At 71.9% G+C, this 26,795-nt stretch carries 23 protein-coding genes; 15 read left to right on the forward strand and 8 right to left on the reverse strand.

The window, feature by feature from the left end; all coding sequences use genetic code 11:
• Positions 1–13: 13 nt before the first annotated feature.
• The gene (locus tag ACFYON_RS24545) at positions 14–148 is read right to left on the reverse strand and encodes a response regulator transcription factor (protein ID WP_387188523.1); all 135 of its coding nucleotides are present in this window, start codon (positions 146–148) and stop codon (positions 14–16) included.
• Between the two features lie 95 nt (positions 149–243).
• On the opposite strand from ACFYON_RS24545, the gene ACFYON_RS24550 reads away from it, so the two are divergent.
• Positions 244–372, forward strand: a complete 129-nt coding sequence (locus tag ACFYON_RS24550) for a hypothetical protein (protein WP_354869615.1) — start codon at positions 244–246, stop codon at positions 370–372.
• A gap of 50 nt (positions 373–422) precedes the next feature.
• Here the strand turns inward: ACFYON_RS24550 and ACFYON_RS24555 are convergent, their stop codons facing one another.
• Positions 423–1,301 (reverse strand): alpha/beta hydrolase, encoded by an 879-nt coding sequence (locus tag ACFYON_RS24555; RefSeq protein ID WP_354869617.1) that lies wholly within the window; start codon positions 1,299–1,301, stop codon positions 423–425.
• A gap of 100 nt (positions 1,302–1,401) precedes the next feature.
• On the opposite strand from ACFYON_RS24555, the gene ACFYON_RS24560 reads away from it, so the two are divergent.
• The 10 genes from ACFYON_RS24560 to ACFYON_RS24605 all read left to right on the forward strand — a co-directional run bounded on the left by ACFYON_RS24560 (position 1,402) and on the right by ACFYON_RS24605 (position 11,206).
• A complete protein-coding gene (locus ACFYON_RS24560) occupies positions 1,402–3,369 on the forward strand; it encodes a BTAD domain-containing putative transcriptional regulator (RefSeq protein WP_354869619.1) in 1,968 nt (655 codons plus the stop codon).
• 41 nt (positions 3,370–3,410) lie between these two features.
• Positions 3,411–4,778, forward strand: coding sequence for a pyridoxal-dependent decarboxylase (locus tag ACFYON_RS24565; RefSeq protein WP_354869622.1), 1,368 nt, complete (start codon positions 3,411–3,413; stop codon positions 4,776–4,778).
• Between the two features lie 160 nt (positions 4,779–4,938).
• Positions 4,939–7,815 (forward strand): MXAN_6230/SCO0854 family RING domain-containing protein, encoded by a 2,877-nt coding sequence (locus ACFYON_RS24570; protein ID WP_354869624.1) that lies wholly within the window; start codon positions 4,939–4,941, stop codon positions 7,813–7,815.
• Positions 7,816–7,900: 85 nt separating this feature from the next.
• On the forward strand, positions 7,901–8,302 hold the full coding sequence (locus tag ACFYON_RS24575; protein WP_354869627.1) for a YbaB/EbfC family nucleoid-associated protein: 402 nt from the start codon (positions 7,901–7,903) through the stop codon (positions 8,300–8,302).
• Positions 8,289–8,609 (forward strand): type VII secretion target, encoded by a 321-nt coding sequence (locus ACFYON_RS24580; protein ID WP_354869629.1) that lies wholly within the window; start codon positions 8,289–8,291, stop codon positions 8,607–8,609. The genes ACFYON_RS24575 and ACFYON_RS24580 overlap by 14 nt, the downstream gene beginning before the upstream one ends.
• A complete protein-coding gene (locus tag ACFYON_RS24585) occupies positions 8,606–9,904 on the forward strand; it encodes a hypothetical protein (RefSeq protein ID WP_354869632.1) in 1,299 nt (432 codons plus the stop codon). Before ACFYON_RS24580 ends, ACFYON_RS24585 begins: the two co-directional genes overlap by 4 nt.
• A 13-nt stretch (positions 9,905–9,917) precedes the next feature.
• Positions 9,918–10,391, forward strand: a complete 474-nt coding sequence (locus ACFYON_RS24590) for a hypothetical protein (RefSeq protein ID WP_354869634.1) — start codon at positions 9,918–9,920, stop codon at positions 10,389–10,391.
• A 2-nt stretch (positions 10,392–10,393) separates the two neighbouring features.
• Entirely contained in the window at positions 10,394–10,600 is a 207-nt protein-coding gene (locus tag ACFYON_RS24595; RefSeq protein ID WP_354869637.1) for a DUF4926 domain-containing protein, read from the forward strand.
• Between the two features lie 33 nt (positions 10,601–10,633).
• Positions 10,634–10,954 (forward strand): hypothetical protein, encoded by a 321-nt coding sequence (locus tag ACFYON_RS24600; protein ID WP_354869640.1) that lies wholly within the window; start codon positions 10,634–10,636, stop codon positions 10,952–10,954.
• 21 nt (positions 10,955–10,975) lie between these two features.
• Positions 10,976–11,206: a hypothetical protein gene (locus ACFYON_RS24605; RefSeq protein WP_354869642.1), complete on the forward strand. Its 231-nt coding sequence runs from the start codon at positions 10,976–10,978 to the stop codon at positions 11,204–11,206.
• A gap of 343 nt (positions 11,207–11,549) precedes the next feature.
• On the opposite strand, the gene ACFYON_RS24610 is transcribed toward ACFYON_RS24605, so the two are convergent.
• Positions 11,550–12,341, reverse strand: a complete 792-nt coding sequence (locus ACFYON_RS24610; protein WP_354869645.1) for a methyltransferase domain-containing protein — start codon at positions 12,339–12,341, stop codon at positions 11,550–11,552.
• A 194-nt stretch (positions 12,342–12,535) separates the two neighbouring features.
• On the opposite strand from ACFYON_RS24610, the gene ACFYON_RS24615 reads away from it, so the two are divergent.
• Genes ACFYON_RS24615 through ACFYON_RS24625 form a run of 3 tightly spaced genes read left to right on the forward strand, consistent with a single transcriptional unit; the run spans position 12,536 to position 15,182 of the window.
• The gene (locus tag ACFYON_RS24615; RefSeq protein ID WP_354869648.1) at positions 12,536–13,372 is read left to right on the forward strand and encodes a CPBP family intramembrane glutamic endopeptidase; all 837 of its coding nucleotides are present in this window, start codon (positions 12,536–12,538) and stop codon (positions 13,370–13,372) included.
• Positions 13,372–14,526 (forward strand): histidine kinase, encoded by a 1,155-nt coding sequence (locus ACFYON_RS24620; RefSeq protein ID WP_354869650.1) that lies wholly within the window; start codon positions 13,372–13,374, stop codon positions 14,524–14,526. Before ACFYON_RS24615 ends, ACFYON_RS24620 begins: the two co-directional genes overlap by 1 nt.
• Positions 14,523–15,182 (forward strand): response regulator transcription factor, encoded by a 660-nt coding sequence (locus tag ACFYON_RS24625; RefSeq protein WP_354869652.1) that lies wholly within the window; start codon positions 14,523–14,525, stop codon positions 15,180–15,182. Before ACFYON_RS24620 ends, ACFYON_RS24625 begins: the two co-directional genes overlap by 4 nt.
• A 12-nt stretch (positions 15,183–15,194) precedes the next feature.
• Here the strand turns inward: ACFYON_RS24625 and ACFYON_RS24630 are convergent, their stop codons facing one another.
• Positions 15,195–17,339 carry a UvrD-helicase domain-containing protein gene (locus tag ACFYON_RS24630; RefSeq protein ID WP_354869654.1) on the reverse strand — a complete coding sequence of 715 codons (2,145 nt, stop codon included), beginning with the start codon at positions 17,337–17,339 and terminating at the stop codon, positions 15,195–15,197.
• 28 nt (positions 17,340–17,367) lie between these two features.
• On the reverse strand, positions 17,368–19,923 hold the full coding sequence (locus ACFYON_RS24635; RefSeq protein WP_354869656.1) for a DUF262 domain-containing protein: 2,556 nt from the start codon (positions 19,921–19,923) through the stop codon (positions 17,368–17,370).
• Positions 19,924–20,171: 248 nt separating this feature from the next.
• On the opposite strand from ACFYON_RS24635, the gene ACFYON_RS24640 reads away from it, so the two are divergent.
• A complete protein-coding gene (locus ACFYON_RS24640) occupies positions 20,172–21,596 on the forward strand; it encodes a hypothetical protein (RefSeq protein ID WP_354869659.1) in 1,425 nt (474 codons plus the stop codon).
• On the opposite strand, the gene ACFYON_RS24645 is transcribed toward ACFYON_RS24640, so the two are convergent.
• From ACFYON_RS24645 to ACFYON_RS24655, 3 genes are all read right to left on the reverse strand, one after another.
• On the reverse strand, positions 21,565–23,073 hold the full coding sequence (locus ACFYON_RS24645; protein WP_354869662.1) for a protein kinase: 1,509 nt from the start codon (positions 23,071–23,073) through the stop codon (positions 21,565–21,567). The two genes, ACFYON_RS24640 and ACFYON_RS24645, sit on opposite strands and share 32 nt — an antisense overlap.
• A gap of 148 nt (positions 23,074–23,221) precedes the next feature.
• Positions 23,222–24,760: a serine/threonine-protein kinase gene (locus tag ACFYON_RS24650; protein WP_354869819.1), complete on the reverse strand. Its 1,539-nt coding sequence runs from the start codon at positions 24,758–24,760 to the stop codon at positions 23,222–23,224.
• Between the two features lie 48 nt (positions 24,761–24,808).
• The gene (locus ACFYON_RS24655; RefSeq protein ID WP_354869665.1) at positions 24,809–26,794 is read right to left on the reverse strand and encodes an N-6 DNA methylase; all 1,986 of its coding nucleotides are present in this window, start codon (positions 26,792–26,794) and stop codon (positions 24,809–24,811) included.
• Position 26,795 lies beyond the last annotated feature (1 nt).

Here is a 26,795-nt window from a genome sequence, read left to right on the forward strand (position 1 = left end):
TGCGCCAACGTTTTCAGTCGACGACGCGGTGCTCCCAGGCCCAGACCGCGATCTCGGTGCGGTTGCGCAGGCCGAGCTTGGTCTGCACCGCGGAGACGTGGCTCTTGACGGTGCTCAGCGAGATGAACAGCTCCGCGCCGATCTCCAGGTTGGTGCGGCACCTGTTTCCGTGACCCGCCGCGCACCGGCGCCACCGGCACGTTCGGTGACACCGCGGTTTGCCTCGGCGGGCTCGACCTGCACGTGGACCTGGCCTACCAGCCGAACCGCCGGTTCTGGGCGTTCCAGTGGATCGAACTGGCGCTCCACCTCGGCGCGGCCGGTCTGCTGGCGGCGTTCGGCCTGTGGCACGTCCGGAGACGGGCCGGCTGAGCGGACGAGGGCGGACGGTCCGGGCGCGAGCCGCGCCCGGACCGCCGTACCTATCGCTTGAGCAGCGCGCGCAGCGCCTCGGCGATCTCGCCGGGGGCCTCCTCGGCCATGAAGTGACCGGCCGTGGTGGTGCGGTGCTCCAGGTCCGGGGCCCAGGCCCGCCACACCGCCGCCGCGTCGTAGCCGAGCGCGGCGCCCCAGTCCTGCTGGATGACGGTGACCGGCATGGCCAGCCGACGCCCGGCGTCCCGGTCCGCCCGGTCGTGCGCCACGTCGATCCCGGCCGACGCCCGGTAGTCCGCGACGATCGAGTCGACCGCCTCCCGGGATGCCCGCAGGTACTCGGCGCGCACCTCCGCCGGCATGACCGCCGGGTCACCGGCCCAGGCGTCGAGGAAGTACCCGAAGAACGCGTCGGCGCTGGCCGCGATCATCTGCTCGGGCAGGCCGGGCGGCTGAGCCATCAGGTAGAGGTGGAACGCCACCGACGCGGAGGCGCCGTGCAGGACGTCCCACATGTCGAGGGTGGGCAGCACGTCCAGCGACGCCAGGTGGGTGACCGCGTCCGGGTGGTCCAGGCCGGCCCGGACCGCCACCAGGGCGCCCCGGTCGTGCCCGGCCAGCGCGAACCGCTCGTGTCCGAGCGCGCGGGCCAGCGCCACCACGTCGGCGGCCATGGTCCGCTTGCTGTAGGTGTCCTCGGTGGCAGCGGCCGGCTTGTCGCTGGCGCCGTAGCCGCGCAGGTCGGGGCAGATCACCGTGTGCTCGGCGGCCAGGTCGGCGGCGACGTGCCGCCACATCAGGTGGGTCTGCGGGAAGCCGTGCAGCAGCACGACCGGGCTGCCCGAGCCTCCCACCGCCACGTTCAGCGCCACACCCTCGGCGACCGGAACGCGCTGGTAGTCGAATCCCGCGATGGCGGTGCTCATCTTGATCCCTCTTTCGTCTCGTCGTACCGGTCAAGCGTGGCGGCGCCCGATGAGCAGCCGATGAGCGCGATACGGTGACCACCGGGTCGAGGAGGGGTCGGTGCCTGTCGGTTTCGGTGTGCTGGGTCCGGTCACGGCCTGGGACGACGCGGGTGCGCCGGTCGACCTGAAGGGGCCCCGGCACCGGGCCGTGCTGGCCCGGCTGGTCGCCGCCCGGGGCCGGACCGTGCCGGTCGGGCAGATCGTCGACGACCTGTGGGACGACCCGCCGGCCGGCGCTGTGGGCGCGGTCCGCACGTTCGTCGCGGCGTTGCGCCGCCGCCTGGAACCGCACCGTCCGCCACGCGAGCCGGCCCGGCTGCTGGTCACCGGCGGACCGGGGTACGCGCTGCGCGCCGAACCGGAGAGCGTCGACGCCTGGCGGTTCGAGGACACCGTCGCCGCTGTCGCCGACGCGCTGCCCCGGGCCGCGCTCGACCGGCTCGACGAGGCGCTGGGCTGGTGGCGCGGGCCCGCGTACGCCGACTTCGACCAGCCGTGGGCGCACGCCGAACGGTCCCGCCTCGACCAGATCCGGCTGACAGCCGTGGAGCGGCGGGCCGAGGCGCTGCTGGCGCTGGACCGGGCCGCCGACGCCGTGCCCGATCTCGACGCCCACGTCGCGCAGTATCCGTGGCGGGAGGACGGGTGGGCGCTGCTGGCGTCGGCGCTCTATCGCGCCGGGCGGCAGGCCGACGCGCTCGCCGTGCTGCGCCGGGCCCGGGAGCTGCTGCGCGACCAGCTCGGACTCGACCCGGGACCGCGGCTGCGGCGGCTGGAGACCGACCTGCTGCGCCAGGCCGAACCCGAGCCGACCGGCCCGGCACGGGTCTGGGCGGAGACCGCCGCCGCGTACGAGCGCAGTGTGGTGCCCGGCGCGCGGGCCCGGCTGGAGTCCACGGTCGGGATGCTGCGCAGCCTCGCGGTGACCGGGCCGGGCGGCTTGGAGGCCGCCCGGGGCCAGCGCGAGGCGGCCATCAGCGCGGCCGAGCAACTGGGCGACCCGGAGTTCACCGCGCGGGTGATCGGCGGGTACGACGTACCCGCGATCTGGACCCGCTCGGACGACCCGGCGCAGGCGGCCCGGGTGGTCACGGCAGCGCAGCGGGCCCTGGCCGGGCTGGGCCCGGACGCGCCGGAGGCGACCCGCGCCCGGCTGCTGGCCACCGTCGCGATCGAGTCCCGGGGTACGGCGTCGCCGGGCCCGGCCGAGGCGGCGCGGGAGGCGGAGGCGATCGCCCGGCGGGTGGCCGACCCGGCGCTGCTGGCCCAGGCGCTCAACGGCCTGTACATGCAGACGTTCCAGCAGGCCGGACTGGCCGCTCGGCGCGACGCGATCGGTGCCGAACTCGTCGCGCTCGCGGCCCGGCACGGCCTGGCCACAGTGGAGATCCTCGGGCACCTGATCCGGGTGCAGGCGCGCAGCGCGCACGCCGACTTCACCGCCGCCGACGCGCACGCCGACGCGGCGGACCGGCTCGCCGCCCGGCACGAGAGCCCGCTGGTCGGCGTGTTCACGGGCGGTTACCGGGCCATGCGGACCGCCGCGACCGGCGCCGCGTACCCGGACGCGGAGGCGGCGTACCTGACGTGGGCGACCGGGCTGGCCGGCTGCGGGATGCCCGGCGTGGAACGCGGACTGCCGCCGCTGACGCTGCTGTGCCTGCGGGTGTGGCACGACCGGCCGGCCGCCTTCCCCGACGACACCGACTGGGGCCCGTACGCGCCGTGGGCCCGCCCGCTGCTGCTGCTCGCCGCCGGCCGCCGGGGCGAGGCCGCGAGGGCGTTGCGCCGCACCCCGGCGCCGCCGCACGACCTGCTGCTGGAGGCGCTGTGGTGCCTGACCGGCCGGGCCGCCGTGGCGCTCGACGACCGGGACGCGATGCGCCGGGCCCGCGTCGCGCTGGCCCCGGCGGCGCACGAGGTGGCCGGGGCCGGTAGCGGCCTGCTCACCGTCGGGCCGGTCGCCGCGCACCTGGACCGCCTCGACGCCGCACTCGGGGTGACCGATGGTCAGGACCGTTCATGAGGGCAGCTCGGATGGAGTGCGGCCTCGGCTAGGGTGCGGCGATGGACGAGCTGAGGCACCTGTTCCGGCACGCCGCCGACCACGCGGCCGACTACCGGCTGTCGCTGCCGGACCGGCCGGTCGGCGTACCCGTGGACCAGGCCGCGCTGAACAAGGCGTTCGCCGTCCCGCTGCCGGACGCGCCCACCCCGCCCGAGCAGGTGCTCGCGGAGCTGGTGGCCGCCGCCGAACCGGGACTCGTCGCCACCGCCGGGCCGCGCTACTTCGGCTTCGTGATCGGTGGCGCGTCACCGGCCGCCACCGCCGCGGACATGCTGGCCGCCGGGTGGGACCAGAACGCGTTCAACGCGGTCACCTCCCCCGCCGCGGTGGCCGCCGAGACGGCCGCCGGGACCTGGCTCAAGGAGTTGCTCGGTATCCCGGCCACCGCGTCGGTCGGGTTCGTCACCGGCGGGCAGGCCGCCAACACCGCCGGGCTCGCCGCCGCCCGCCACCAGGTGCTCGCCGACGCCGGGTGGGACGTGGAACGGTACGGCCTACGCGGCGCACCCCCGGTCCGGGTGCTCGCCGGCGCCGAACGGCACGCCACCGTCGACAGGTCGCTGCGCCTGCTCGGCCTCGGCACCGACGCGCTACGCCCGGTGCCCACCGACGGGCAGGGTGCCATCGACCCGGACGCACTGGCCGTGGCGCTGCGCGACGCCGGCCCCGGCCCGACCGTCGTCTGCCTGCAGGCGGGCAACGTGAACACCGGCGCGTGCGACGACCTGCGCCGCGCCTGCGACCTCATCCACCGGTACGGCGGCTGGGCGCACGTGGACGGCGCGTTCGGGCTGTGGGCGGCGGCCAGTCCGGGCATCCGGCACCTGGTGGACGGGGTGGAACTGGCCGACTCGTGGGCCTGCGACGGTCACAAGTGGCTGAACCTGCCGTACGACACGGCGTTCGCGTTCTGCGCCCGGCCCGACGCGCACGCGGCGGCCATGTCGTACACGGCCGCGTACCTGGTGGGGTCCGGCGGCGTGCCGGCAGGGGCGGACCTGACCGCGGAGTCCTCCCGCCGGGCCCGTGGCTTCGCGGCCTGGGCGGGCCTGCGGGAGCTGGGCCGCGACGGCGTCGCCGCGCTTGTGGAGCGGTGCTGCGCGCTGGCTCGCCGGTTCGGCGACGGGCTGAGCGCGGCCGGGTTCGAGGTGGTGAACGACGTGGTGCTCAACCAGGTGCTTGTCGGGTTCGGCGACGACGCGCGCACCGACCGGGTGGTGGCCGCGGTGCAGGCCGACGGGACCTGCTGGGTGGGCGGGACGACGTGGCGGGGACGACGGCTGATGCGGATCTCGGTGTCGAACGCGACCACGACGGAGGCGGACGTGGACCGGTCGGTGGCGGTGATCCGCCGGCTCGCCGGCTGAGAGGCGCGGCCGGCGGAAGAGGGGGCTGAGACGGTCGCCGTCGGTCCGTATGATCCGGTACGCGGTGGGCGGCTCCCCGCGGTGCTTCCTTCTCTCTTCTGATGGATTCTAGCGTCGCGACTCTCCGCCCTCCGCCTCACTCAACGGGGAGGCGGCACCGGTGGACGCACTCGCGGTCGTGGTGCTGCGCCGCACCGGTCGGGTGCCGGCGATCCCCGCCGCCACGCCACCGCCGGACGGGCCGGCGTGGGTGCGGGCCCTGGAGGCGGACCTCGCCGACCGGGGTTGGGTGCTCCAGCACGACCTGCGGGTCGCCGCGTCCGGCCTGCACGCGTCGCTGCGGGTCCGCTGGGCCGACTGGCTGCTGGCGGCCGTCGACGACATGGTCGGCGCGGACCGTCCGATGCTCCCGCTCTACCGTTCGTTCCCGAATACGCCGCACGACGTCGACGCAATCTACGTCCGACGGGTGCTCACCCACCTGTTCGCAGTGCCCGACGCGCCGTGCGTGCTGTGCGGCCGGGAGGTGGGTGGGGCGCCGCTGGACCCGTGCGGGCACGTCGTCTGCCCGGCCTGCTTCCCGCCGGAGCAGTTCACCGCCTGCCCGATCTGCGGGCGGCGGATCGCACCGGACAACACCTACCTGCCCGTCGTCGCTCCCCCGGCGTCCCGTCGTGCGTCCGTCAGGGACGCCGCGTCGGCGACCCCGCTGCCGGTGCGCCTGGTCGGGCACGAGGTCGACCCGATGGGTGCCGCGCGCCGGCTCCGCGACGACCTGGTGACGCGGGCGACCCCGCTCAGCGAAGCCGACCGGGCCGACCTCAAGGTGCTCGTCGACGCCACCGCGCCCGGCCGTTTGCACTGGCTGCCCGAGGTGGTGCCGGCCCGGGAGACACTGGCGACGGTCATCGCGTGGGCGCTGCACGCGGCGGCGCTGCGCCCCGGCTACCCCGAGGTGGTGGCGACGGCACGGCTGCGCTGGTCGACCGCCACGGACGCGGCGCGGACGCTGTGGGCGTACTCGGGGGGAGATCCCGGCCTGGTCCGGCCCGCGCCGCAGGACGAACCCGGATGGCGACCTCCGGGCGAGCCGGCGGTGACCGTGCCGACCCCCCGGGTCCGCGCCCTGCCTCGTCCGCTGCGCCGGGCGGTCCTGGCGCACCTGGACGACTGCGGTGCGGCGGACGCCGCCGAGGACCTGCACCGGCACGCCACGGTGTGGAAACGGCTCGGCGAGCGGCTGCACCCGTACGAACAGGCGGCCGCCCACCCGGCGGCGGCCGTGGCCTTCGCGGCGCTGCGCGGCACCCGCACCGAGCGGGCGGGCACGCTCGGTGCGGCGATCGTGGCGGCGTGCGCCCGGGAACCCCGACACCTCCGGCTCACCGAGCATCCCGACGGGCGGGTGTCGGTGCGGCTGCGCACCCACGCCTCGCTCGTCGAGGCCGCCCTGGCCGACGGTGACGCGGCCGGCGCCGCGCGGCTGCTCACCGAACGCCCGGGCGACCTGTGGCGGCGACTCGACCACCTGCTGCGGACCGCCGGCGACGACAAGTCGGCCCGGGGCGAGGTGCTGGCCGCGCTGCGCGCCACCGCCGCGCGGGTGTCCACCGGCGTGCTCGCCTCGGCTGCGGCGCAGCTGGCCGGCCGCGCCGGGACGGTCCGGGCGGCCGACGCCGACATCGCCGCGGTCGAACGGGCCCGGGTGGCGGCCCGAGCCGTCGCGGCGACCCGTCCGGCGCCGGTGGTCACGACCGGCCTGATGCAGATGATCCGCGACGCCGTGCGTCGCCACCGCGTCGGCCCGCCGGCGTCGCCACCGGCGGGCGGGCAGCCGCAGCGGGTGGACGCCCTGGCCGAGCCCGCCAATCGGGTTCTTCTGCGCGTACCACGGCGGGTCTTCTTCCCCCGCGGCGACGTGGCGACCACCTGGAGCGAGCCGGAGCGGCGGGTCGCCCTGCCGCCGACGACCGTCGAACCGGTCCGCCGACTCGTCGACGACGAGCTGACCCGCCGGGCCCGCCGGCTCGACCGGTACGCCGTGGCGGTGCTCGACGCCGACCTGGTCCACGTGCCCGCGCCGGTGCGTGAACGCGCCGGCTCCGACCAGCTCGCCGGCTGGCCCCGGGGCAGTCTCCGGACGCTGCCCGACGCCGACGTGCTGCGGCTGTTCCTGCACTGGGCGCAGCCCACCGACGTCCGGGTCGACCTCGACCTGTCCTGTGTGTTCTTCGACAGGGACTGGGCGCGGCTCGGGCACTGCGATTTCACCGCGTTGCGGTACGCCGGCAGCGCCGCCGTCCACTCCGGGGACCTCACCTCCGCCCCGGCCCCACTCGGCGCCACCGAGTTCCTCGACCTCCACCTGCAGCGGCTGGTCGAACGCGGCGCACGGTACGCCGTGCCGCTGGTGTTCAGCTTCAACTCCGTGCCGTTCCAGGCCCTCGACGAGGCGTTCGCCGGCGTGATGCTCCCCATGCGAGGTGGCGAGCAGTTCGACGGGGCCCGGGTCCTGCAACGGTTCGACCTGCGCGGGAACGCCCGCATGCTGCTGCCGCTGGTGGTCGACCTGCACGCCCGGCGGCTGCTGTGGACCGACCTGACCCTCCCCGGCCGTGGGTACGGCCACCACGTCGGTCGGCACGGCGACCAGCTCGCCCTGGCCGCCGCCGCGCAGTGGCAGCACTTCCTCGACGGGCACCGGACCACTGTGTTCGACCTGCTCGCCTGGCACGCCGCCGGCCGCGCCGACCGGGTGCTCGTCGCGCACCGCGACGGCACCTGGAGCGACACCGGGACGGACGTGGACGCCCTGCGTGCCGCCGCCGGGGCGCCGACCGGCGCCCTCCGCGCCCTGCCCGACCTGGCGGGCCTGCGGGTCCTGGCCGGCGCGACCGATCCGGACCGGCTCCGGCGGGTGGCCGGCGCCGGCCCGGTCCGGGCCGGCTCCACCGCGCTGACGGTGACCGGCACACCCGACGAGCCCTGGACCGCCACGTCACCGGCGGGCCTGCTCGCCCTGCTGACCGCGTCCTGAAGCGCGCACCGCCGACGCACGGGGCAGTACGCAGCGCGACGGGTTGGTAACGTGCCGGCCATCAGGTCCCTTGGGGAGGGTGGCCATGTGGGCGGATGAGGACGCGCTGGACGCGGCGGCACGCCGGCTCGACGACTGGGAGTCGTCGCTGGCCGACCGGGCGGCGCGCGCCCGCGACCTGTCCGCCCGCACCCAGGCGCTGACCGGCATCGCCCGCAGCGCCGACGGGCTGGTCGAGGTCACCGTCGACGCGTCCGGGCTGCCCACGGACGTACGACTGGACGAGCGTGTCCGGCAGCACTCCGCCGCGCACACCGCCCGGCAGATCCTGGCGGTCACCCGGGACGCGCGGGCGGACCTGCTGCGGCGGCTCATCGAGGCGACCACCGAGACGCTCGGCGCGGACGACCCGGCCGCGACGGCGATAGTCGAGTCGCACCGGCGACGGCTCGGCCCCGATCCGGGCACGCCGGATGCAGCCCGGTGACGGCCTCCAGGTCAACCCGGACGACCTGACCGCGCACGCCGCCCGCCTCGGCCGCCGCGCCGAGAGCATCGACACCGCGCGGCAGGCCGGTCAGCATGTCCGGCTCAGTGCCGACGCGTACGGGCAACTCTGCGCGATCATGCCGGTGCTGCTCGACGGCCTCCAGCGGAGCCTGACCGACGGCATCGGCACCGCCGCCGCCTCGGTCCGGGACACCGCCGGGAAGCTCCGGTCGAGTGCCGAGCGCTACCGCGCGTCCGACAGCCGCGCCGCCCACCTGCTCGACCGGGTACGGGACCGCAGGTGACCACTAACCCGCTGGTCGCCGCCGCGGCGGACTCCGGCCCGAGTCCTTGGGCCGGCGTGTGGATCTGCGAGGACATCGAACTCATCGCCCAGGGCGTACGCAACGGCAGCTGGATCGACGGCAGCCTCGGCGTCGTCAGCGCCGGCCTCGACGCGCTCGCCCTCGTGTCCGACCCGGCCGGGGTCCTCCTCCAGTACGGCATCGCCTGGCTCATCGAACACGTCAAGCCGCTCAGCGAGGCCCTCGACTGGCTCGCCGGTGACCCCGCCGAGATCACCGCGCACGCGCAAACCTGGCGCGACGTCGCCGCGTCACTGCACGACGACGCCGCCGAGCTGGCCCACGCCGTCCGCACCGAGGTCACCGGCTGGATCGGCGCCGCCGCCACCGGCTACCGCCGCTGGGCTGCCGAGCAGCAGCAGGCCGTCACCGGGCTGGCGCAAGGCGCCGAGGCGATGGCCGCGATCACCGAGGGCGCCGCCGGCCTGGTCGCGGCCGTGCGGCTGCTGGTGCGCGACGCCATCGCCGCCTGCGTGTCCCGCCTGATCGTGTACGCGGCCGAACTGGTCGCCACGGCCGGGCTGGCTACGCCGCTGGTGGTGGAGCAGGTGACGACGACCGTGGCGTCGTGGGCGGCGCGGATCGCGCGGTTGTTGCGGGGGTTGCTGGCCAGTCTGCGGCGGCTGATGCCGGAGATGCGGCGGCTCGGCGACCTGATCGAGAAGTTGAGGGAGGCACTGAACCGGCCTTCGTCCGCCCGACCAGAGAGGACTCCTGGCAGCGGTGGCCCCGGGCGCCACAACAGTCACCCGACGAGGCCCCCGCACTTCGACCCTGGCAAGCAGCACGGTCCCCTCGGCGCCGACTTCCGGCCCGAGGTGAATGACCCTCGCGGCTTGTTCGACGACAAGGAAAGAGCGGTCGGCGACCGCCTGGCCGAGGAAGGGGACATGGTCCATCCACGGGAACGCGACGACAGCCTGTACAAGTTCAAGAATCCGGACTCGATGGTGCGGTCCGGACCAGACGATCCCGGCGTGGTGACCGAATTCAAGACCCTCGACCGCTCCAGCAGCGAAGCGGTACGTCGTAACATCATGGCCGCCGGTAAGCAGGTCGACCAGACCGGCGGCGGCAGAGCGGTCATCGACGGACGCCCGGTGGGGCTGAGCGAGGAGGAGGCACGCCGGGGTTTCGCACGAGCGCTCGGCCAGCACAGACAGCACGGCAGCGCCATGCCCGACCAGGTCCGCATCATTCTCGGCGACAACCGAATAATCACGCTTCCCGACTAGTCTGGTGTCGCACATGTCGACTTTGGAACACATCTTTCTCCACGCGGCGGACGAGCCGGAAGCGGTCGCCGACCGGATTGCTTCGGCGATCGGGTTGCGGGCTTCGATCGGCCCTGAGGGCGGCTTCTATCTGAGCCGTCCCGCGCAGTGCGGCCCAGGCGGGGAGGTCGGCGGCGAGGTCGCTCGCAACTACCTCGCCTATCCCTCCGACGTTCCGGAGGAACAGTCGCTCCTGGACGCCTATGAGATCCTCTGGGATTTCGGGTACACCGGCAGAGACCGGGATGTCCAACTGCGTGAGGCCCGCCGCGTCTTCGAACAGCTCGCCGCTGCGCGGCTGTGGCCGGCTGTGCTGGTGGCAGGTCTCGACACGCTGATCGCCGCCTGGGATCCCGACCTCGAACTCACCTGGTTTCCCAGCGGGACGTCACCGGACGCGGTCGATCGGGACGCCTGGCAGCAGTATCTCGCCCGTCTCCGCCACTGATCGTGGACCTGTACGAACTGGTAGCACTCAGGGACGCCGTACCCGAGGAGGGCCTTGCCGCCGGAGCGGTCGGCACCATCGTGCACGTGTTCCACAGACCCGACCTCGCCTACGAAGTGGAGTTCGCCGATCAGGACGGTCGAACCCTCGGCGCTGTTGTCCTCACGCCGAACAAGCTCAAGCAGGTCGACACCACCGAGACCGAGTAGCAGCTCTGAACTGGCCGGAAGGGTAACGCAGTAGTGGCCGGCCTCGTCGTTCTGCGACCCGGGGTGGACTGGACAGTGACCGGCGGACTATTCGACTGGACGCTGGAGTTCCTGATCGCCCGGCTGTCGAACAGAAGTGCCGCAATGCATCTTCAGGAGATCGTCGACAACAACCTCGGTTCGTTCTGGCTGGAGGGCCTGACGCCGGAGGCCCAGCGCGAAGTCGTCAACCACTTACGCGACGGCCTGGTCGCGGCGGGTGAACAGGATCTGCCGGAGACAGATCAAAAGTCGGACGCACTGACACATCTCCGGGAACTCGTCGCCGCGACCCACAGATTGCCGGGAAAGTAAGGATCGTCGGAGAGAGGTGACATGGGCATGATGGTGGCCGCCCGCCGGATCGAGGACTCGGCGGACGAGGTGCGTTACGCGTTCGGTTTTGAGGGCAGGTTCAATCGCATCCTCGTCCTCGATCCGCAGACCCTGCGGGCGCGAGTCGAGGACGGCGACTTCAACGACGCTGCCAGCGCCATCACCGCCACAATCGTCAACGCCTGGCGCGGCCGGGGCTACTTCCCGGAACGCGTGCTCTTCGCGAGTTAGCTGAGAAACCAACCGGTCAGACCGGAGCAGCACCTCGTGGCTTCATTCGACGAGTGGCTGGACGCGTACGAGGTCGTCTACCGCGCCCTGCCCGCCGAGTCGACCACCAGTGCCCGAACTGCGGTCACCGGACCCTGCGCATGGTGTTCACCACGCCCCCCGGCGCCGGTCACGGCTACGTCTCGTTCTGGTGCGACACCTGTCTGGAGGGCATCCACGTCTCGCGAGCTCCGGTTCCCGCCGGAGTGACGGCCCTGTCCACTGCCGCACCGATCGAGGAACGCACCAGAGGTATCCCCAACTACCGCCTGGTGACGTAGCTGAACCCCCGTCCGGCGATCGGCTATGAGCCGGCGATCCCGCACTGCAACCGGACGATGACCCGCTCGGTCACCACGTCCACCCCGCCGAGGGCGTCGCGCACGTCGGCGGCGAACCCCGCCCGCTGCCGCGAGGACGGCAACCGTTCGGCGGACATGGCGGAGAAGACGCCGCCGACCATGTCGTCGACCGTCAGCAGGGCGTCGTACCGCACCGACGTCTCCTCGTACCGATAACCGGCACGCACGAGCGCCTCCCGGTTGCGCCGACGCCCGGCCTCGTCGGTCTGGCACGTGCCGGTGACCGGGTGGCCGAGCATCCGTTCCAGGCATCCGCGCAGGGCGAGCGACCATTCGGTGTCCTGCATCCAGAGGGGTTCGCCGTTTGTGACGACGGCGATGCCACCACCCGGACGCAGCAACGGCCGGGCCGCCTCGAACAGGGCGTCGCGGTCCATGAAGTGAATGGCGACGGCGACGGTCAGCGCACCGACCGTCCGCTCACCGACCAGCCGGGACAACGCGGGCACCTCACTGTCCCCGCCGAGCATCCAGAGGGCGTTCGCCGTCCCCTGCTCCACGGCGGTACGCCGGGCGATCGCCAGCATGTCCGGTTCCGGGTCCATGCCGATGACCGCGCCCACCCGGTCGGCGAGCGGGATGCTCAACTGGCCGGTACCGCAGCCGAGGTCGACCACCGTGTCGTCGGCGCCGAGCCGGAAGGCCGTCGTCAGCGCGTCGAGCACCTCGGGCGGATAGCCGCGCCGATGTCGTGCGTAGTAGGTCGCCACCTCACCGCCGAAGCCCGTCGCCATGCCGGAAGCCTGCCCGCCGCGACCGTCCCGACGCCAGCCGTTCTGCTGAGGGCACGCCCTCCGGCCGCCGCCGCTGTCCCCCGTGCGAGCTACCCGCAAGTGTCCACCGCACGGTGACGATTCCCGGCCCGCGAATCCATAGCGTTTCAGGTGTTCCGCAGCGCTCCGGCCGCGGACCTTCCGAAGGAATAGTCATGCGTGTGGTGAAGCAGTTCCTGGCCGTCGTCGCGGTCAGTCTCGTCGGCAGCCGGGCGGTCCTCGCGGTACAGGACAACGCCGGGCTCAGCCTGATCCTCGGCGTCGCGACCGCCGCGGCCGCGATCATGGCGTACGGGTGGGTGGTGCGCCGCACCGAACGCCGCGAGGTGACCGAGCTGGCCCGGGACGGCGCGGCCGCCCGGCTCAACCGCGGGGTGCTCATCGGTTTCGCCATGGTCGCGGCGGTCATCGTCAACATCGCCCTCATGGGTGGCTACCACGTGCACGGTCTCGGCTCGGTGTCCGGCGCGGTCGGCATCTTCGGGCTCATGGCCGCCGCGGCGGTGACCGAGGAGCTGATGTTCCGCGGCCTGCTGTTCCGCCTGATCGAGGAACGGCTCGGTACGTGGCTCTCGCTGCTGCTGACCGGCGTACTGTTCGGCCTGGTGCACCTGCTGAACCCGGACGCCAGCCTGTGGGGTGCGACCGCCATCGCGATCGAGGCCGGGTTCATGCTGGCGGCCTGCTACGCCGCGACCCGCAATCTGTGGGTGCCGATCGGGCTGCACTTCGGCTGGAACTTCGCCGCCAGCGGCGTCTTCAGCGTCGTCGTCTCCGGCAACGGCGAGTCGACCGGGCTACTGGACGCCACCACGTCCGGTTCGACGCTGCTGAGCGGCGGCGACTTCGGGCCGGAGGGCAGCCTCTACACGGTGGCCGCCGGGGCGGCGCTGACAGTGGTCTTCCTCTGGCTGGCCCACCGCCGCGGCCACATCGTGCGAGGTCGCCGCCGTGCGGTCGGGGCCCCGGCGGAAAGCGTTACGGTCTCCTGATGATCACCCGACGGATGTTCCCGGACTCGTGGCGGCGCTGGCCCGTCACGGTCCGGGATCTCCCGCTCGCGCTGGTGATCGCACTCGCGTCCGTGACCCCACCGCTGCGCGACATCGGTACGCAGCTCGGCAATCTGCCCGCCCGGCCGTTCGACGCGCTGACCGTGGTGGTGATCGCCCTGGAGTGCCTTCCGCTGGCGCTGCGCCGCAGCCGGCCCACGCTGTCCCTCGCCCTGGTGTCGCTCGGCTTCGCCGTCGACCAGGTGCGCGCGTACCACACCTTCGCGGGCACCGCGCTCGCCATCGCGCTGCTGAGTGCGGGCGCCCACCTGGACCGGGGCCGCCGTACCACGCTGCTCGTCGGCTCCCTCGCGTACGCGGGACTTGCCGTCGCCCTCGACCGGCAGGGGTCGACCGAGGGTATTGTCGGCTTCACCACCTTCTACCTGCTGCTGGCGCTCGCCTGGGGCGCCGGGTCGTGGCTGCGGCAGAACCGCCTCGCCGAGGCCGAGCGCCGCCGGCACGTCGCCGAGACCGCCCGCGCCGCCGAACGCGCCCGCATCGCCGGTGAGCTGCACGACGTGGTGACCCACCACGTGACGGCGATGGTGGTGCAGGCCGAGGCAGCCCGCTACCTGACCGCCGCGCCCGACCGCCTCGACACCACCCTGACCGCCATCACCGACACCGGTCGCCGCGCCATCGGTGACCTGCGGGTGCTGCTCGACGTGCTCAACCCCGACCACGGTACGGAGCCGCGCACCCCGTCGGTCGGCGAACTGCATGCACTGGTGGAGCAGACCCGGCAGGCCGGACAGCCGGTGGAGTTCACGCAGGAGGGCAGCCCGGCGGAGGTGACCGGCGGGGCGGAGCTTGCGGCGTACCGGGTGGTGCAGGAGGCGCTGACGAACGCCCTCAAGCACGCCCACGGCCGCTCCACCGCCGTCCACGTACACCATGGCGACAGGGAGATCACGGTGGAGATCAGCACGGAGGGCCCCGGCACACGAGCCGCGGGTCCGGGCGGAAGCGGACGCGGCCTGGCCGGGCTGCGCGAGCGCGTCACGCTCCTCGGCGGCGAATTCGACGCCGGGCGCCGCGCCGACGGCGGCTTCGTGGTCCGGGCACGCATCCCCACCGGGAGCGCGTCGTGACCGCGCCGATCCGGGTGCTCGTCTGCGACGACCAGGCCCTGATCCGTACCGGATTCGCCACCATCATCGACGCGCAGCCGGACATGGAGGCGGTGGGTGAGTGCGGCGACGGCCGCGCCGCTGTCGACCTCGCCGGTCGCCTGCGGCCCGACGTGGTGGTGATGGACGTACGCATGCCGGTGCTCGACGGCATCGAGGCGACCCGCCTGCTGGCCGGAGCGGGCGTCGCCCACCCGGTCAAGGTGCTGGTGGTGACGACGTTCAACCTCGACGAGTACGTCTACGAGGCGCTGCGCGCCGGCGCGAGCGGGTTCCTGCTCAAGGACGCCCCACCGGCGCAACTGCTGCACGGCATCCGCACCGTCGCCTCCGGCGCCGCGCTGCTCGCGCCGGAGGTGACGCGGCAGCTCGTCGGCCGGTACGCGGCGCGGATCCGCCCGGCCGAGGGCACGCCGGCGGACGTGGGGCTGACGCCGCGTGAGCTGGAGGTGCTGCGGCTGATCGCCGACGGGCTGTCGAACAGCGAGATCGCGGCAAGGTTGGTGATCAGCCAGGAGACGGTGAAGACGTACGTGTCGCGGATCCTCACGAAGCTGGATCTGCGGGACCGGGTGCAGGCGGTGGTGTACGCGTACCGCACGGGCCTGGTCACCTGAGCGTCTCCCGCCCTACGGCTTGACGAACGACAGGTAGTCGCTGGGCGTGCCGCTCCAGGACACGTACAGGTCTTCGCGGGCACGTGTGGCGGCCACGAACAGCAGGCAGCGTTCCCGGAGAAGGTCGTTGTCGTGCTGCACCTGGTCTACCTCCGCCGGCGTCACCTCTTTTGCGAACGGGATTGCCTTCGCCGTCACGCCGGCCAACGCCACACAGCGGAACTCCAGCCCTTTCATGGCATGCATGGTGGCCAGCCGCACCCCGTCGACGTCCGCGCCCGGCTGATCCCGTACCCAGACCACTGGGACGCCGGCTGCGGTCAAGGCGTCGTGCACGCTGCGCAGGGTCGTGGTGAACCGGGCACAGACGGCGATCTCGCCCGGTGCGACGCCCTGCCCGATCCACTCCCGCGCCTTCTTCACCAGGGCGGCGACCTCCACATGCGGCGACGCGTGGCCCTGGGCCTGGGGCTTGCGTCCGTGCAGCAGCGACCGGTAGCCGGTCAGATCGTCCTCGCCGTCACCGCCGAGTTCGCCGATGCGCGCGCCGACAAGTACCCGGGTCGCCCAGGTGAGGATCTCCTCGGTGCTGCGATAGTTGACACGCAGCCGGCTGCTGCGCCCGGTCACCGAGATGCCGAGCGAGCCCAGCGACACCCGCGAGTCATAGATGCGCTGGTGCGGGTCACCGGTGATGAAGAGATCGTCGGGTCCGGGTGCCACCGCGGCGCGTAGCACCCGCCACTGCGCCGGGTGCAGATCCTGCGCCTCGTCGATCACCACGTGACGGAAACCGTGTTCGGCGAGCTCCACATCCGCGAGCAGATCCGCCGCACGGGCGCAGATCTGCAGATGCGTCGCCGAAGCGGCCGCGGCCAGGTCGGCGTGGAACATCTCGACGGCATCCCATACGCGGTCACGCTGCCGTACACCCAGCACCGATCCCCTACCCCGTCGGCTGGCCGCCCGGTAGTCCTCTCGGCTGCGCAGGTTCTGGGCGAGGATGACGTGCCGGTATTCCTGCGCCAGGAACTGCTCCGGCCACGGCAGCGTCAGCCGGCGGCACACCCGCCGCCAGGCCTGCCGTTCATCGACGTCGCCCACCGGCGTCGGCACACGCCCCGCGAGGGCCCGCACCGAGCGGCTCGCGAACGCGTTGACGGTGGTCACCTCCACCCGGGAGAGCTGCTTCTCGTCGTCGAGCAGCAACGCGAGCTGCTCGCGCAACGTCGCGGCCAAGGCATTCGTGTAGGTGGTCAGCAGAGTCCGGCTGTCCGGCGTCCGGGAGAGCAGATGCTTGACCCGGTGCAGCGCCGCCACCGTCTTCCCGGTACCCGGGCCGCCGCTGACCTGGGCCGGACCGTTGTAGGACGGCCGGTAGGCGACGCGGCGCTGCGAGGGGTGCAGGAACACCCGCCAAGCCGCGAACGGCTTGTCCAGGATCTCGGCCAGCTCGTCAGGGCGGGCGACCAGGGTGATGCGGTTGCTGGTGTTCGCGATCGCCACCGCCAGGCTCTCGCTCGCCTCCTTCGGCGCGTCGACCGGCCGGCGTTCGGTCACCAGGTCGCGGTAGACCTCATCGGGGGTGAAACCCTCGGCTAGGTATTGCAGCACTTCGAACTGATCCTCGGGCAGCAGCGTGCCGAACGCTTCGAGCTGCGGCTTGTCGATGATGGTGCGGACGGCGCGCAGCACCTGGTCGTCGATGCCGAGGTGCCGGAGCGCCGTGTCGGAGTGCTTCGCGAACAGCAGGCTGGGTGCCTGCGCCGCCGCCTTCTCGAGCGCCGGGGTGAGCTGTTCGATGGCAACAGCGTTGCGTACCTCTAGCGCTCGCGTCGCCGTATTGACGGTGTAGAGCCGCTTCGCGGCCCAGGTGTACGCGTCGTCGTGGGGCACGACGTTGAGCAACAGGAACGTGTCGCCGCCGTCGTCGGGCGCGAGGACCACACCACGCCAGAAGTCGTTGATCCGGATGGTCCGCATCCGCGGATCCCGGGCGTTGGTCACCGACTCCAGATGCAGCCCTTTGTCAGCGTGCAGCTCGGCGATGGTGAGCTGCTGGAACTTCTCCATCGCCTTGCGTACGCCGGCCTTGACGGGTTTCTCCAAGACGTCGTAGCTCTGCCAAAAGGTGTTGGCAAAGGCGAGCTGCGGCACGGGTGGACCTCTCCAGGGTGGCGGGCGGTCAGTCGATGACCAGTTCGTCCGACGCGGGCGTCTGCGCCTGGTCGTAGAACCAGCGGAGGTGGTCGAGCAACGCCTCTCGGGCCTCGGTGTCGGCGAGGACCGTCAGCGGGAAACCGGGGCGCATGGTGAGCTTCGCGGCCGCGATCTCCACCCCTGGCAACTCGTTGAGTCGCTGGCGCAGTTCCTCCCGCAGGGCGACGTCGTCGAACGGGGTGCGGACACTCAGGTGCTGGAAGACGACCTCGAACTTGCCGCTCGGATAGATCGCCGCCGGCCACATGTCGCCCAGCTCGTGGTGTCGTTCCCGCGCCATCAGGAAGCAGGAGGTCTCGCCCCGCGTTCCGTAGAGCAGAGTGCCGCCCATCGCGGTCCACGCTTCGAGGACGACCTGCGTGGCGGTGGCGACCGCCGCCCCTTGCAGGGTGATTACCTGTTCGAGGAAGCGTGCGGGGTAGTCGACCTGCTGGCCGGACCGCTGTCGGGGCAGGCGCTCCGGCAGGTCTTCGGGCGTGATGCCGGCGAGCTGGGCCAGCTCCTCAGTCCGCATTCGCTGGGTCTGGTCGGCGCGTCCGTTGTCGTCGAAGCGAACCCCCTCGGCGCGGAGCACGTCGCGCGGGTCGTCGGTGCGATTCGGGTCGAGCCAGCGGAAGTTGCCTGCGAGCACGCCGTCGACCTGCAACACCCGGTGGGCGTTGGGTGCCGGGTGGTTGGCGAGCCGAACGCCGACCGGCATCGGCGCGGTGCCGATCAGGGCGGCGACGTCTCCGTACGTGGTCCAGGATCCGGCAGGCAACTCGGCGAGGGCCTTGTTCATCAGATCCCAGGCGAATTCCGCCTGTCCCGCTGCCTGCTCGGTCGGCCCTGGCCAGAGCGAGACGATCTTCTCGGCGAGCTTGTCGGCCCGGGCGTGGATCTCCGGACGGCTCCAGCGCTCCTGGGTGGCGATCTCCTGGTTCAGGCGGACGCCGCTCTTGGCCAACGCCGCCCGCTTGAGCGAGAACGGGCCGTTCCCCAGCTCGGAGTTGTAACCGGTGAGGGTGAGGTTACCCAGGCTGTGCACCAGGGCTTCGTACACGTCGTCGAAGTTCTCGTCCGGCTTGAGGTCGGCCGCGAGCATCTGGCGCCACTCGGCAGTGGGCGTCTGCGGCAGCACATGTTCGATGGTCAGGCCGTCGAGTACGACCGGCTCCTTGGCGCCGTACGACTCTTCCAGCCACCGCAACACCAGATGGCGTTGGTGCGGCCTGCCGTTGAGATAGAACGGGATCGACCGCACCGCGCTCCGGACGCTCTCGTCGTTCGCGTAGTACTTGCGGCCGGCCGACAGATACGCGTGCACCGCCTGGTCAACCGGCAGCGTCCGGTCCATCTCGGTCACCACGGAGAGCAGAATCCGGTTGATGTTGGCGGTGGCGCGGCCGATCAGCAGGCGTCGGACGAAGAAGCTCTCCACGTACCGCATCGCCGAGGCGATCTGCTCGGAGCTGGCCGTGTCCTGCTGGCGGCGGTCGAGCAGGTGCAGCAGAAGTGGGTAGATGGTGGTGGTGCTCCAGGCGCTTAGCCGCTCCAGCCGCTGTCGTACCGCCGGATCCTGCTCCTCGGCGGGGTTGAGAATGATCCGCAGGAGGGCGCCGAGGCGACTGAACCGGCGCACCTCCGCCTCGATCTCCTCCTCCGAGCGCAGCCGTTCGAGCCGGGTCTGCTGGGCCGCGTAGATGTCGCTCTGCTTGACCCGGGAATCCCGGTGGACCAGGTCGAGCCAGAAGAGAAGCTCCAGGTTCGCCGCGGTGAGGCTCTTCTGCAACGGCAGCCAGAGCCCTTGGTAGACCGTCTCGCCGCGGGTGGGCAGGCGCATGAACAGGTAGTTGCGCAGCAGGTCTCCTTGGGTGAGAAGGAGACCGGTGTTGTTCAGCGACTCGAAGATCCGGTACACGTTGTCGCGGGCCTGCGCAGTGACCGACACCAGCGCCAGCCCGGTGATCACCCCGCTCTCGATGTGCTCGACGTCGAGTCGGTCCTCCGCTTCCCCGTCGGTGTTCGGGAGTTCGGCGAGCTGCTTGGCGAAGTAGTCGTAGGCGACGGTGACCGGTACGGCGTCCTTGGGCAGCGGCGTCGATTCCACACAGGCCACGTAGGCGTCCCGGTCGGCCTGGGTGGGCACCAGCTTCCAGCGGCGCTGCCCGTCCTCGAAGGGGTTGGTCAGGAACTGCTGGTCGAGCCGGGCCCGCCGCCGGTCCTCGCCGCGTGCGGCCCAGTGGTCACGGATGGCGCAGAGCAAAATGGTCAGGCTGGTCAGCCGCTGCTGGCCGTCCACCACGAGATACTGGGCCAGGCCGGCAGGGCCGTTCGTCGGGCTGGGCGCGAGCACGAGCGAGCCGATGAAGTGGGTTGCCTCCGGGTTGTGCGTCCGGTCTTCCGCCAGTTTCCGGACATCGTCCCAGAGCCGGGCCAGTTGCACCTTCGTCCACGAGTACGGGCGCTGGTACAGCGGCACCTGATATTGCTTCGCTCCCTCCAGCAGACCTTGCAGCGTGGTCTCCTGTGCCGCGACCATTCCAGCTCCCGTCGATCGGACTCGCCTCTGAGCCCGGAAAGACAAACAGATCCGGGCGCTGTGGGCAATCCGCCGAGGAGGTGATCAACCAGACCAGCCTGTCGAAGATCCGACAGCCGGCATGCCGCCCTGGTCGCGCCAATGCGAGCAAGTTATCTCCTCGCGCACACGCGCGATATTGACACTTCGGAACTGTTCGATCACTCTGAGCTTTCTGGCCCACGCGGTACGTCAGCACCGGGGTGAGCATGGACATCGAATCTCTCGTACGGTCCCTCAGCCAACCATCGAGACTGGTAGTCGATTCCTCCCCCCGGCTGGTCGATGCCGTCGAGAAGTACGCCAAGGAAGCCGCGGCGAAGAACGACGCATACCGCTACGGCAAGGCGCCCTCGACCGTGCGGATCGGTCAGACGGTGGAGACCAGCCCGGCGCACGTGCTACACGAACTCGGCGTGGCGACCACGCTCTTGGCCACATCCCCGTTGGCCCAGGTGGCCCGGCATTGGGCGCACGTCCGTTACTGCGCCACGCTCACCCGACACCGCGGTGTACTCGGCCTGACCCAGTCGGCGCAGAGTCTCGTCTACCACCACAAGGTGACGCAGTCAGAGCAGTTGGGCATCGGCTTGGCGCTGGTGGTGGCCAAGAGAGTCCTGCAACGGCAATACCCTCAGTGGACTTTCTTCGCCGTTGACGCGGAGATGGCCCTGAAGGCGGGCTTCATCGACGGCGCCGGCGCGGTGGCACCCAGTTCAAGGGCCCAGAAGCGCCCGGACTATTTCCTGGTGGGACACCACAGTTCGGGTCGCCGCAGCCGAATGAAGATCGTCGTCCTGGAGTGCAAGGGAACCCACCAGTCGCCCGGATTCGCCTACGGTCAACTAGCACGGGCAGCAGTGCAGGTGCGCTCCCTGAGCGTCGGCGGGCGCCGTCCTCCGGCGCTGATGGTGGCCTCATGTCTGGCCGGACGGCAGATCACCTCGTACGTCCTCGACCCGCCGGGCGATGACGAGTTGTGGGACGGCACACTCGACGACTTCGCGGGAGTGGTGCAGAGGCCGCCGGAGGACCATCACTGGCGTACCCGGTCCGCCACCGCCGACGAGGCGCGGACGTGGTCGGTGACGGATCAGAACGTGGAGTTACCCGACACCACTGCTGCCACACCGGCAGACGAACTGCCGCCGGGAGCCCCCGAGGTGTTCGACGTACCCGAAGAACAACGCGGCTGGTTCACCGGGATCCTGACCCGGGCGGTGGCGGCCACCGCGCTGCTGTTCGCCGGAGACAGCGGCGCCGCGCGCAACTACGCGACGCCTCGGCAACGCGGCGAGAGCGAGCCGCCCGACGGACAACTGAGGCTGTTCGAGCTGGACCAGTCGTGGGCCAGAACCACCGCCACGTCTCATGACGTGACGGACGACCTACGCGCCCAGGGCACCCTGTATCGCACGCCACTTCCGAACGGCAGGACGCTAGAGGTGTTCCGCGGCGTGGAGATCGGCCTGTACGGGAAGCTCGCGGACGGCCAGCTCGCGGCCTACTTCCGGGCAGCGCCGTCGGTCCGACGCCGGTGGCTGCGGTCACGGCCGCGGCAACGCGGCGGCGTGGTGTCGCTCGGCCGGGACGGCACGGTGCTCACCGTTCGGGTGACCGACCGGCGTGATTGAGGCGGAGGGTCGTCATGAGGTCGAGGATCTCGGTCGCTACCGTGTCGCCGGTTCCGTGCGCGCGGGTCAGGTCGGCAGTCAGCTCGGCCAGGGTGTGCTCTGCCGCTCGCGGGTCACCCGAACCAAGCTGCAACAGTCCAAACTGTCGACGGATCTGCACGGTCCGCGGATCGATCGCGCCGAAGACCTCGGTCTCGTCGCGGACCAGCGTCTCCAGTTCCCGCAGTGCCCGCCGGGTCTCCCCGGTCAGCGCATGACAGGTGGCGGCCCGCAGCCGGCAGGTCAGCACGACCTCCGAACGTGAGCCCTGCCGAGCGGTGAGGTCGCCGACCAGGCGCTCGTAGGCGAGACCGGCCCGACGGTAGTCCCCGTCCTCGTACCAGGCCTCGGCCTGCTGGAAGCGAAGCGTCAGCATCTCGTCGTCCAGGCCCGGGATGCCGTCGCCCGCGGCGAGGACCCTGGTGAGCAGCTCAGCCGCCTGATCGTAGCGGGACTGTTCGAACAGCTCGGTCACCTCGGTGCGGGCCCGCTCCAGGTCGACCCGCGTCAGGGTGAGGGTCGGCGCGATCGGCGACGCCCTGTCAGGCTGTGTGGCAGGGCTCCGGGCGGCGTGCCGGCCCGTGGCGTGGATGCGGCTGATCACTGTGGCGTAACGCCGGACGGAGCTCGGTCCGGGCGGCGGCATGGCGGCACTGAGGACCGGGCCGAGGCCGGTGGCGAAGGGCAGCAGGCGGTCGTAGACCGCGTCCGCGTCCACCGGGCGCTCCTCGGGCTTCTTCCGCAGCATCTCGAGCACCAGCGCTTCCAGCGCCTCCGGAACGTCGCGACGTACGGTACGGACGCCGGGCGGCTCGTCCTGGACCTGCCGGTTGAGCACCTCGAACGCAGTCGCGCCCGTGAACGGCCGCTCTCCGGTCAGCAGTTCGTGGATTGTGCAGCCCAGAGAGTAGATGTCGCCGGCCGGCCCGCTGATGTTGGCCTGGATGCGCTCCGGCGCCATGTACGACGGCGTGCCGAGCAACTGCCCCGTCATCGTGATCTTCGAGAAGTCCGACATGGTGGGCGCCACGGCAAGCCCGAAGTCGAGGACCTTCACCGTGCCATCCGGCTCCAGCATCAGGTTGTTCGGCTTGAGGTCCCGGTGGATCAACGACGCCCGGTGCGCCGCGGACAGCACCGCGCAGACCTGGGCGGCGACTGCCGCCACCCAGCCGATCGACAGCGGCCCGTGCTCGCTGATCAACGCGCCCAGGCTGCTCCCGTGGATCCGCTGCATCACCAGATACGGCCGGCCCTCGTGGCTACCGGCGTCGTAGACCGCGGGCACACCGGGGTGTTCCAGGCGGGCGGTGATGCGGGACTCCCGCACGAACCGGCGAACATAGTCGTCATCCGGCTCGTCGCTGGGGAAACGGACGAACTTGACCGCGATCTGTCGATCGAGCCGGATGTCGCGGCCGAACCAGACGTCACTCATGCCGCCCTTGCCGCCGGGGCGATCGGCCAATTCGTACCGTCCGTTGATGAGCGCTCGTCGCGCCACAGCCTCTCCAGTCAGCTATGTCGATCGGTACCGAGAGGCTAACGGAGCGTCGACTGAGCGCCTTCGGGTGGGGGCAGGCCCGCTATGGCCGAACCACAGCGAGCAGGTCGCTGATCTCTCTGACCAGGGGGTGGCTCGAACCGTGCAGCTCGCTCAGGTCCTTCCACAATTCCCGCAGCGTCCGCTGGGCGGCCGCGGATTCGCCGGTACCGAGTTGCAACAGCCCGATCTGCCGCCGCAGGTCGATCGTCCGTGGATCGTCGTCGCCGATGATCCGGCGTTGGTCCCGCAGCAGATCGTCGAGCTGGCGCAGCGCCTGACTGGTGTTGCCGGTGAGCGCGTGACAGGTCGCTTCCTGCAGCCGGCATCGCAGAAGCAGATCCTCGTCACCGGTGTCGGCGAGATCGGCGATCAGTGCTTGGTAGACCGGTGCTGCCCGCCGGTAGTCGCCGCCTTCGAACAACGCGTCGGCGAGGTCCAGCCGCAGACCCACGGCGTCGGAGTCGGCGGCCGCATGCGGGGTGGCGGCGACGGCGCCGGCGAGCACGTCGGCGGCCTGGGCGTAGCGGGCCTTTCCGGCAAGTCGGCGCGCCTCGCTGCGGGCACGTCGTACCTGTCCCCTGTCGACCGAGAGGGAGGGCGGAGGAGGCACCGACTCCGGCTTTCGTGCCAGTGGGGCGGGCGTGATCGGAGTCCGGCGGACGGGAGCATCGGCGAAGACGCGGCTCAGAACGGCCGCGTACATCCGGGTCGGACTGGGATCGCCGGGCGGCGACAGCACACCGGGCAGCGGACTCAGTTCGGTGACGAACGACGTCAGCCGTCGGTAGACCACGTGCGCGTCCGCGGGCCTGTCCTCGGGCTTCTTCTCCAGCAGGTCGAGCAGGAGTTGCTCCAACTCGACGGGAATCTCGGCGCGCACGCCGCGCACCGGCGCCGGCGGGTGGCTGACCTGCTTGCTCATCACGTCGTAGGAGGTGGATCCGGTGAAGAGCCGCTCCCCGGTGAGCATCTCGTGCAGGGTGCAGCCGAGCGCGTAGAGGTCGGTCGCCGGGCCGGTCAGGGCCGCCTGGATCTGTTCGGGCGCCATGTAGGCAGGGGTGCCCAGCGGCTGGCCCGTGACGGTGATGCGGGAAAATTCCGGCTGATCGGGGGCGACGGCGAGACCGAAGTCCAGGACCTTGACGCCCCCGTCCGGTTCGAGCATCAGGTTGCTCGGCTTGAGGTCGCGGTGGACGAGCGACGCCTCGTGGGCGACGGCCAGCACCGCGCAGACCTGGGCGGCGATGGCCGTCGCCCATCCCACCGGCAGAGGGCCCTGCTCCGCTACCAGGTCAGCGACGCTGACCCCCAGGATCCGTTGCATCACCAGAAACGGCCGGTTCTCGTGGGTGCCCACGTCGTAGACGGCCGGGACGCCGGGGTGTTCGAGCCGGGCCGTGATCCGAGACTCGCGGACGAACCGCCGGATGTAGTCCTGGTCGTACGAGCCGGCCGGGAAGCGGATGAACTTGACCGCGATCGCGCGATCGAGCTTGATGTCCCGCCCGAGATAGACCTCGCCCATTCCACCCCGTCCGATGGGCAGGTCCTCCAGCTCGTAACGCCCGTTGATCAGCATGCCCACCGCGACAGCCCTCCCCGCCGGTCCCGTGTCCCGCTTCGCAGGCTAGTCATCCGAGACGGTGCTCCGAAGGCTGCCGTCGCCCAGCCCGCGGAACGCCTGTTCGACGACGTCCTCGCCCAGTTCCACCAGTTCCCGCAGTCCGTCCTCGAAGGCCATCAGCCGGCGGAACGCCTCACCGTAGGCGCGTTGCTCGCCGAGGGGCAGCCGGGGAAGCCGGACGCGGCGGATGTCCGACCGCACCGCGAGGGAGGCGCTCCCGGTGGCGGCAGGATGCTGCGCGATCCGCAGAAACCCGGCCAGGAAGTAGGCGTCCACCTGCTCCGGGTCGACCCGGAGCAGGTAGAGCCGCGGCCCGAGCAGAACGTCGCTCCCGCTCATCACCCGCACCGCGGGAGCGCGGGGAGCCAGCGGGGTGACCACGTCACCGGCCCGCACGGAGATCGCACCGTGGAGCGGGTGTGCCCGGCCGGAGGGAGAGCGGGCCTGGCGTATGTCCTGGGAGGTCACCATCGTCAGCGGGCCCGCGTCGACCACGGCGGTGCCGGGAGGCGCCTGACGGATCGTCAGCGCGCCGGCCCGAGCCAGCTCGCCGACGGTGGTGGTCGGGCCCGCACCGGTCGGCGGGTCGGCACGAAGCTCGGGCAGGATCGAGGTCAGCCCTGCCAGGGACGCCTCCATCCGGTCCCAGGCAGGCCGATAGTCGGTGGGTGAACCGGCGGGGACGAGCCAGCGGCCCGGGTTGACGTCCACGTCGTCGTCGAGCAGGTCGACAATCGGTACTGCGAGGCTCCGGTCGGGCAGGCCGGCATGCCCCGTTCGAAACGCCGTCCAGGCCCGTTCCGCCGCCCTCAGATCGTCGGTCGCGTCGACCACCAGCAGATGTGCCGGCTGATCACCGCCGTCGGGTCGCCGGAGCACCCACAGGTCCGGCGCGGCGGCGCCGGCGGGCCCGGCAGACGGGAGCGCGGCGACGGCCCGCAGCGCGCCGGCCCGCAACAACCCGGCCCGGACCCGTCTGCCGGCCCGCCGGGTGGCCGCCGCGGGAGGCATCAGGATCGCGACGTGTCCGCCGGGCCGCACCTGGTTGAGGCAGTGCTGAACCCACGCGAGTTCCGGTTCACCGCGCGGCGGCGGTTCCTGGTCGCCACCTTCGGCGGTGTCCGTGTGCCACCGAGGGCGCTCGCCGGGAGGAGGGTCGCAGATCACCGCGTCGGCGAGGCCGGGAGCGGAGTCCGCCGAACCAGAGGGCTCGGCGGCCGTGACGCGTCCCCGACCACCGTGCAGCAGCAGGCGGGCGGCGGTCAGCCGGGCCTCGGTGACACTCACGTCCCGGCCCCACAGCTCGCTCGCACCGGCACGTTGCGCGGCGGACAGGAGCGTCCCGAGGCCGCACGCCGGGTCCAGCACCCGGCCGTACGGTGCGGTCACCGCGGCCATCAGCTCCGCGTACGCCTGGGGGGTGTCGGTGTGGCGGCGTGAGTGGACCTCCCGGTAGCGGTGGCAGAGGAAGTCGAAGACCACCCGGTGGTCCGCGTGCTCGGTCGCGTCGGCGGTCAGCCGCACGATGGCGAGCCCGTCCTTGTCCGGCGCTTCGGTGACCAGGTCGGCGGCTTCGGGCACGACGGCGCGGAGCGCGTGGGTCAGCTCCTCCGTCACCGCGGCGTCGGATTCGCCGACAAGCTCCCTCCACCGGCCGGGATCGCGTGCCAGCAGCACGAGGAACAGGCCGAGGTAGCCGATACGGTCACCGAGTTGCAGGTCGTCCGCGGCACCGCGCAGTGCCTGCCACACCCGGTCAACGGGGCGGAGCGTGAACGGCTTCTGGTGCCGGATGAGCCATGCCTCAACGTCGGCGAGTGAGTAGTGCGGGCTGGCCGAGCTGCCCCCGACGGGCACCGGGAAGTCCGGAAAGCGGCGGCGCCAGTTGCTGACGGCGGCGCGGCCGACGTCGGCCAAGCGGGCGATGTCACTGGTGGTGACCGTCGCGTCGGCCAACGCCTGGGCGCGTCGGTGATCCGTACCGGTCATC

It is taken from the genome of Micromonospora sp. NPDC005686 (assembly GCF_042871665.1).
In the GTDB taxonomy this organism is placed as follows: Bacteria; Actinomycetota; Actinomycetes; order Mycobacteriales; family Micromonosporaceae; genus Micromonospora.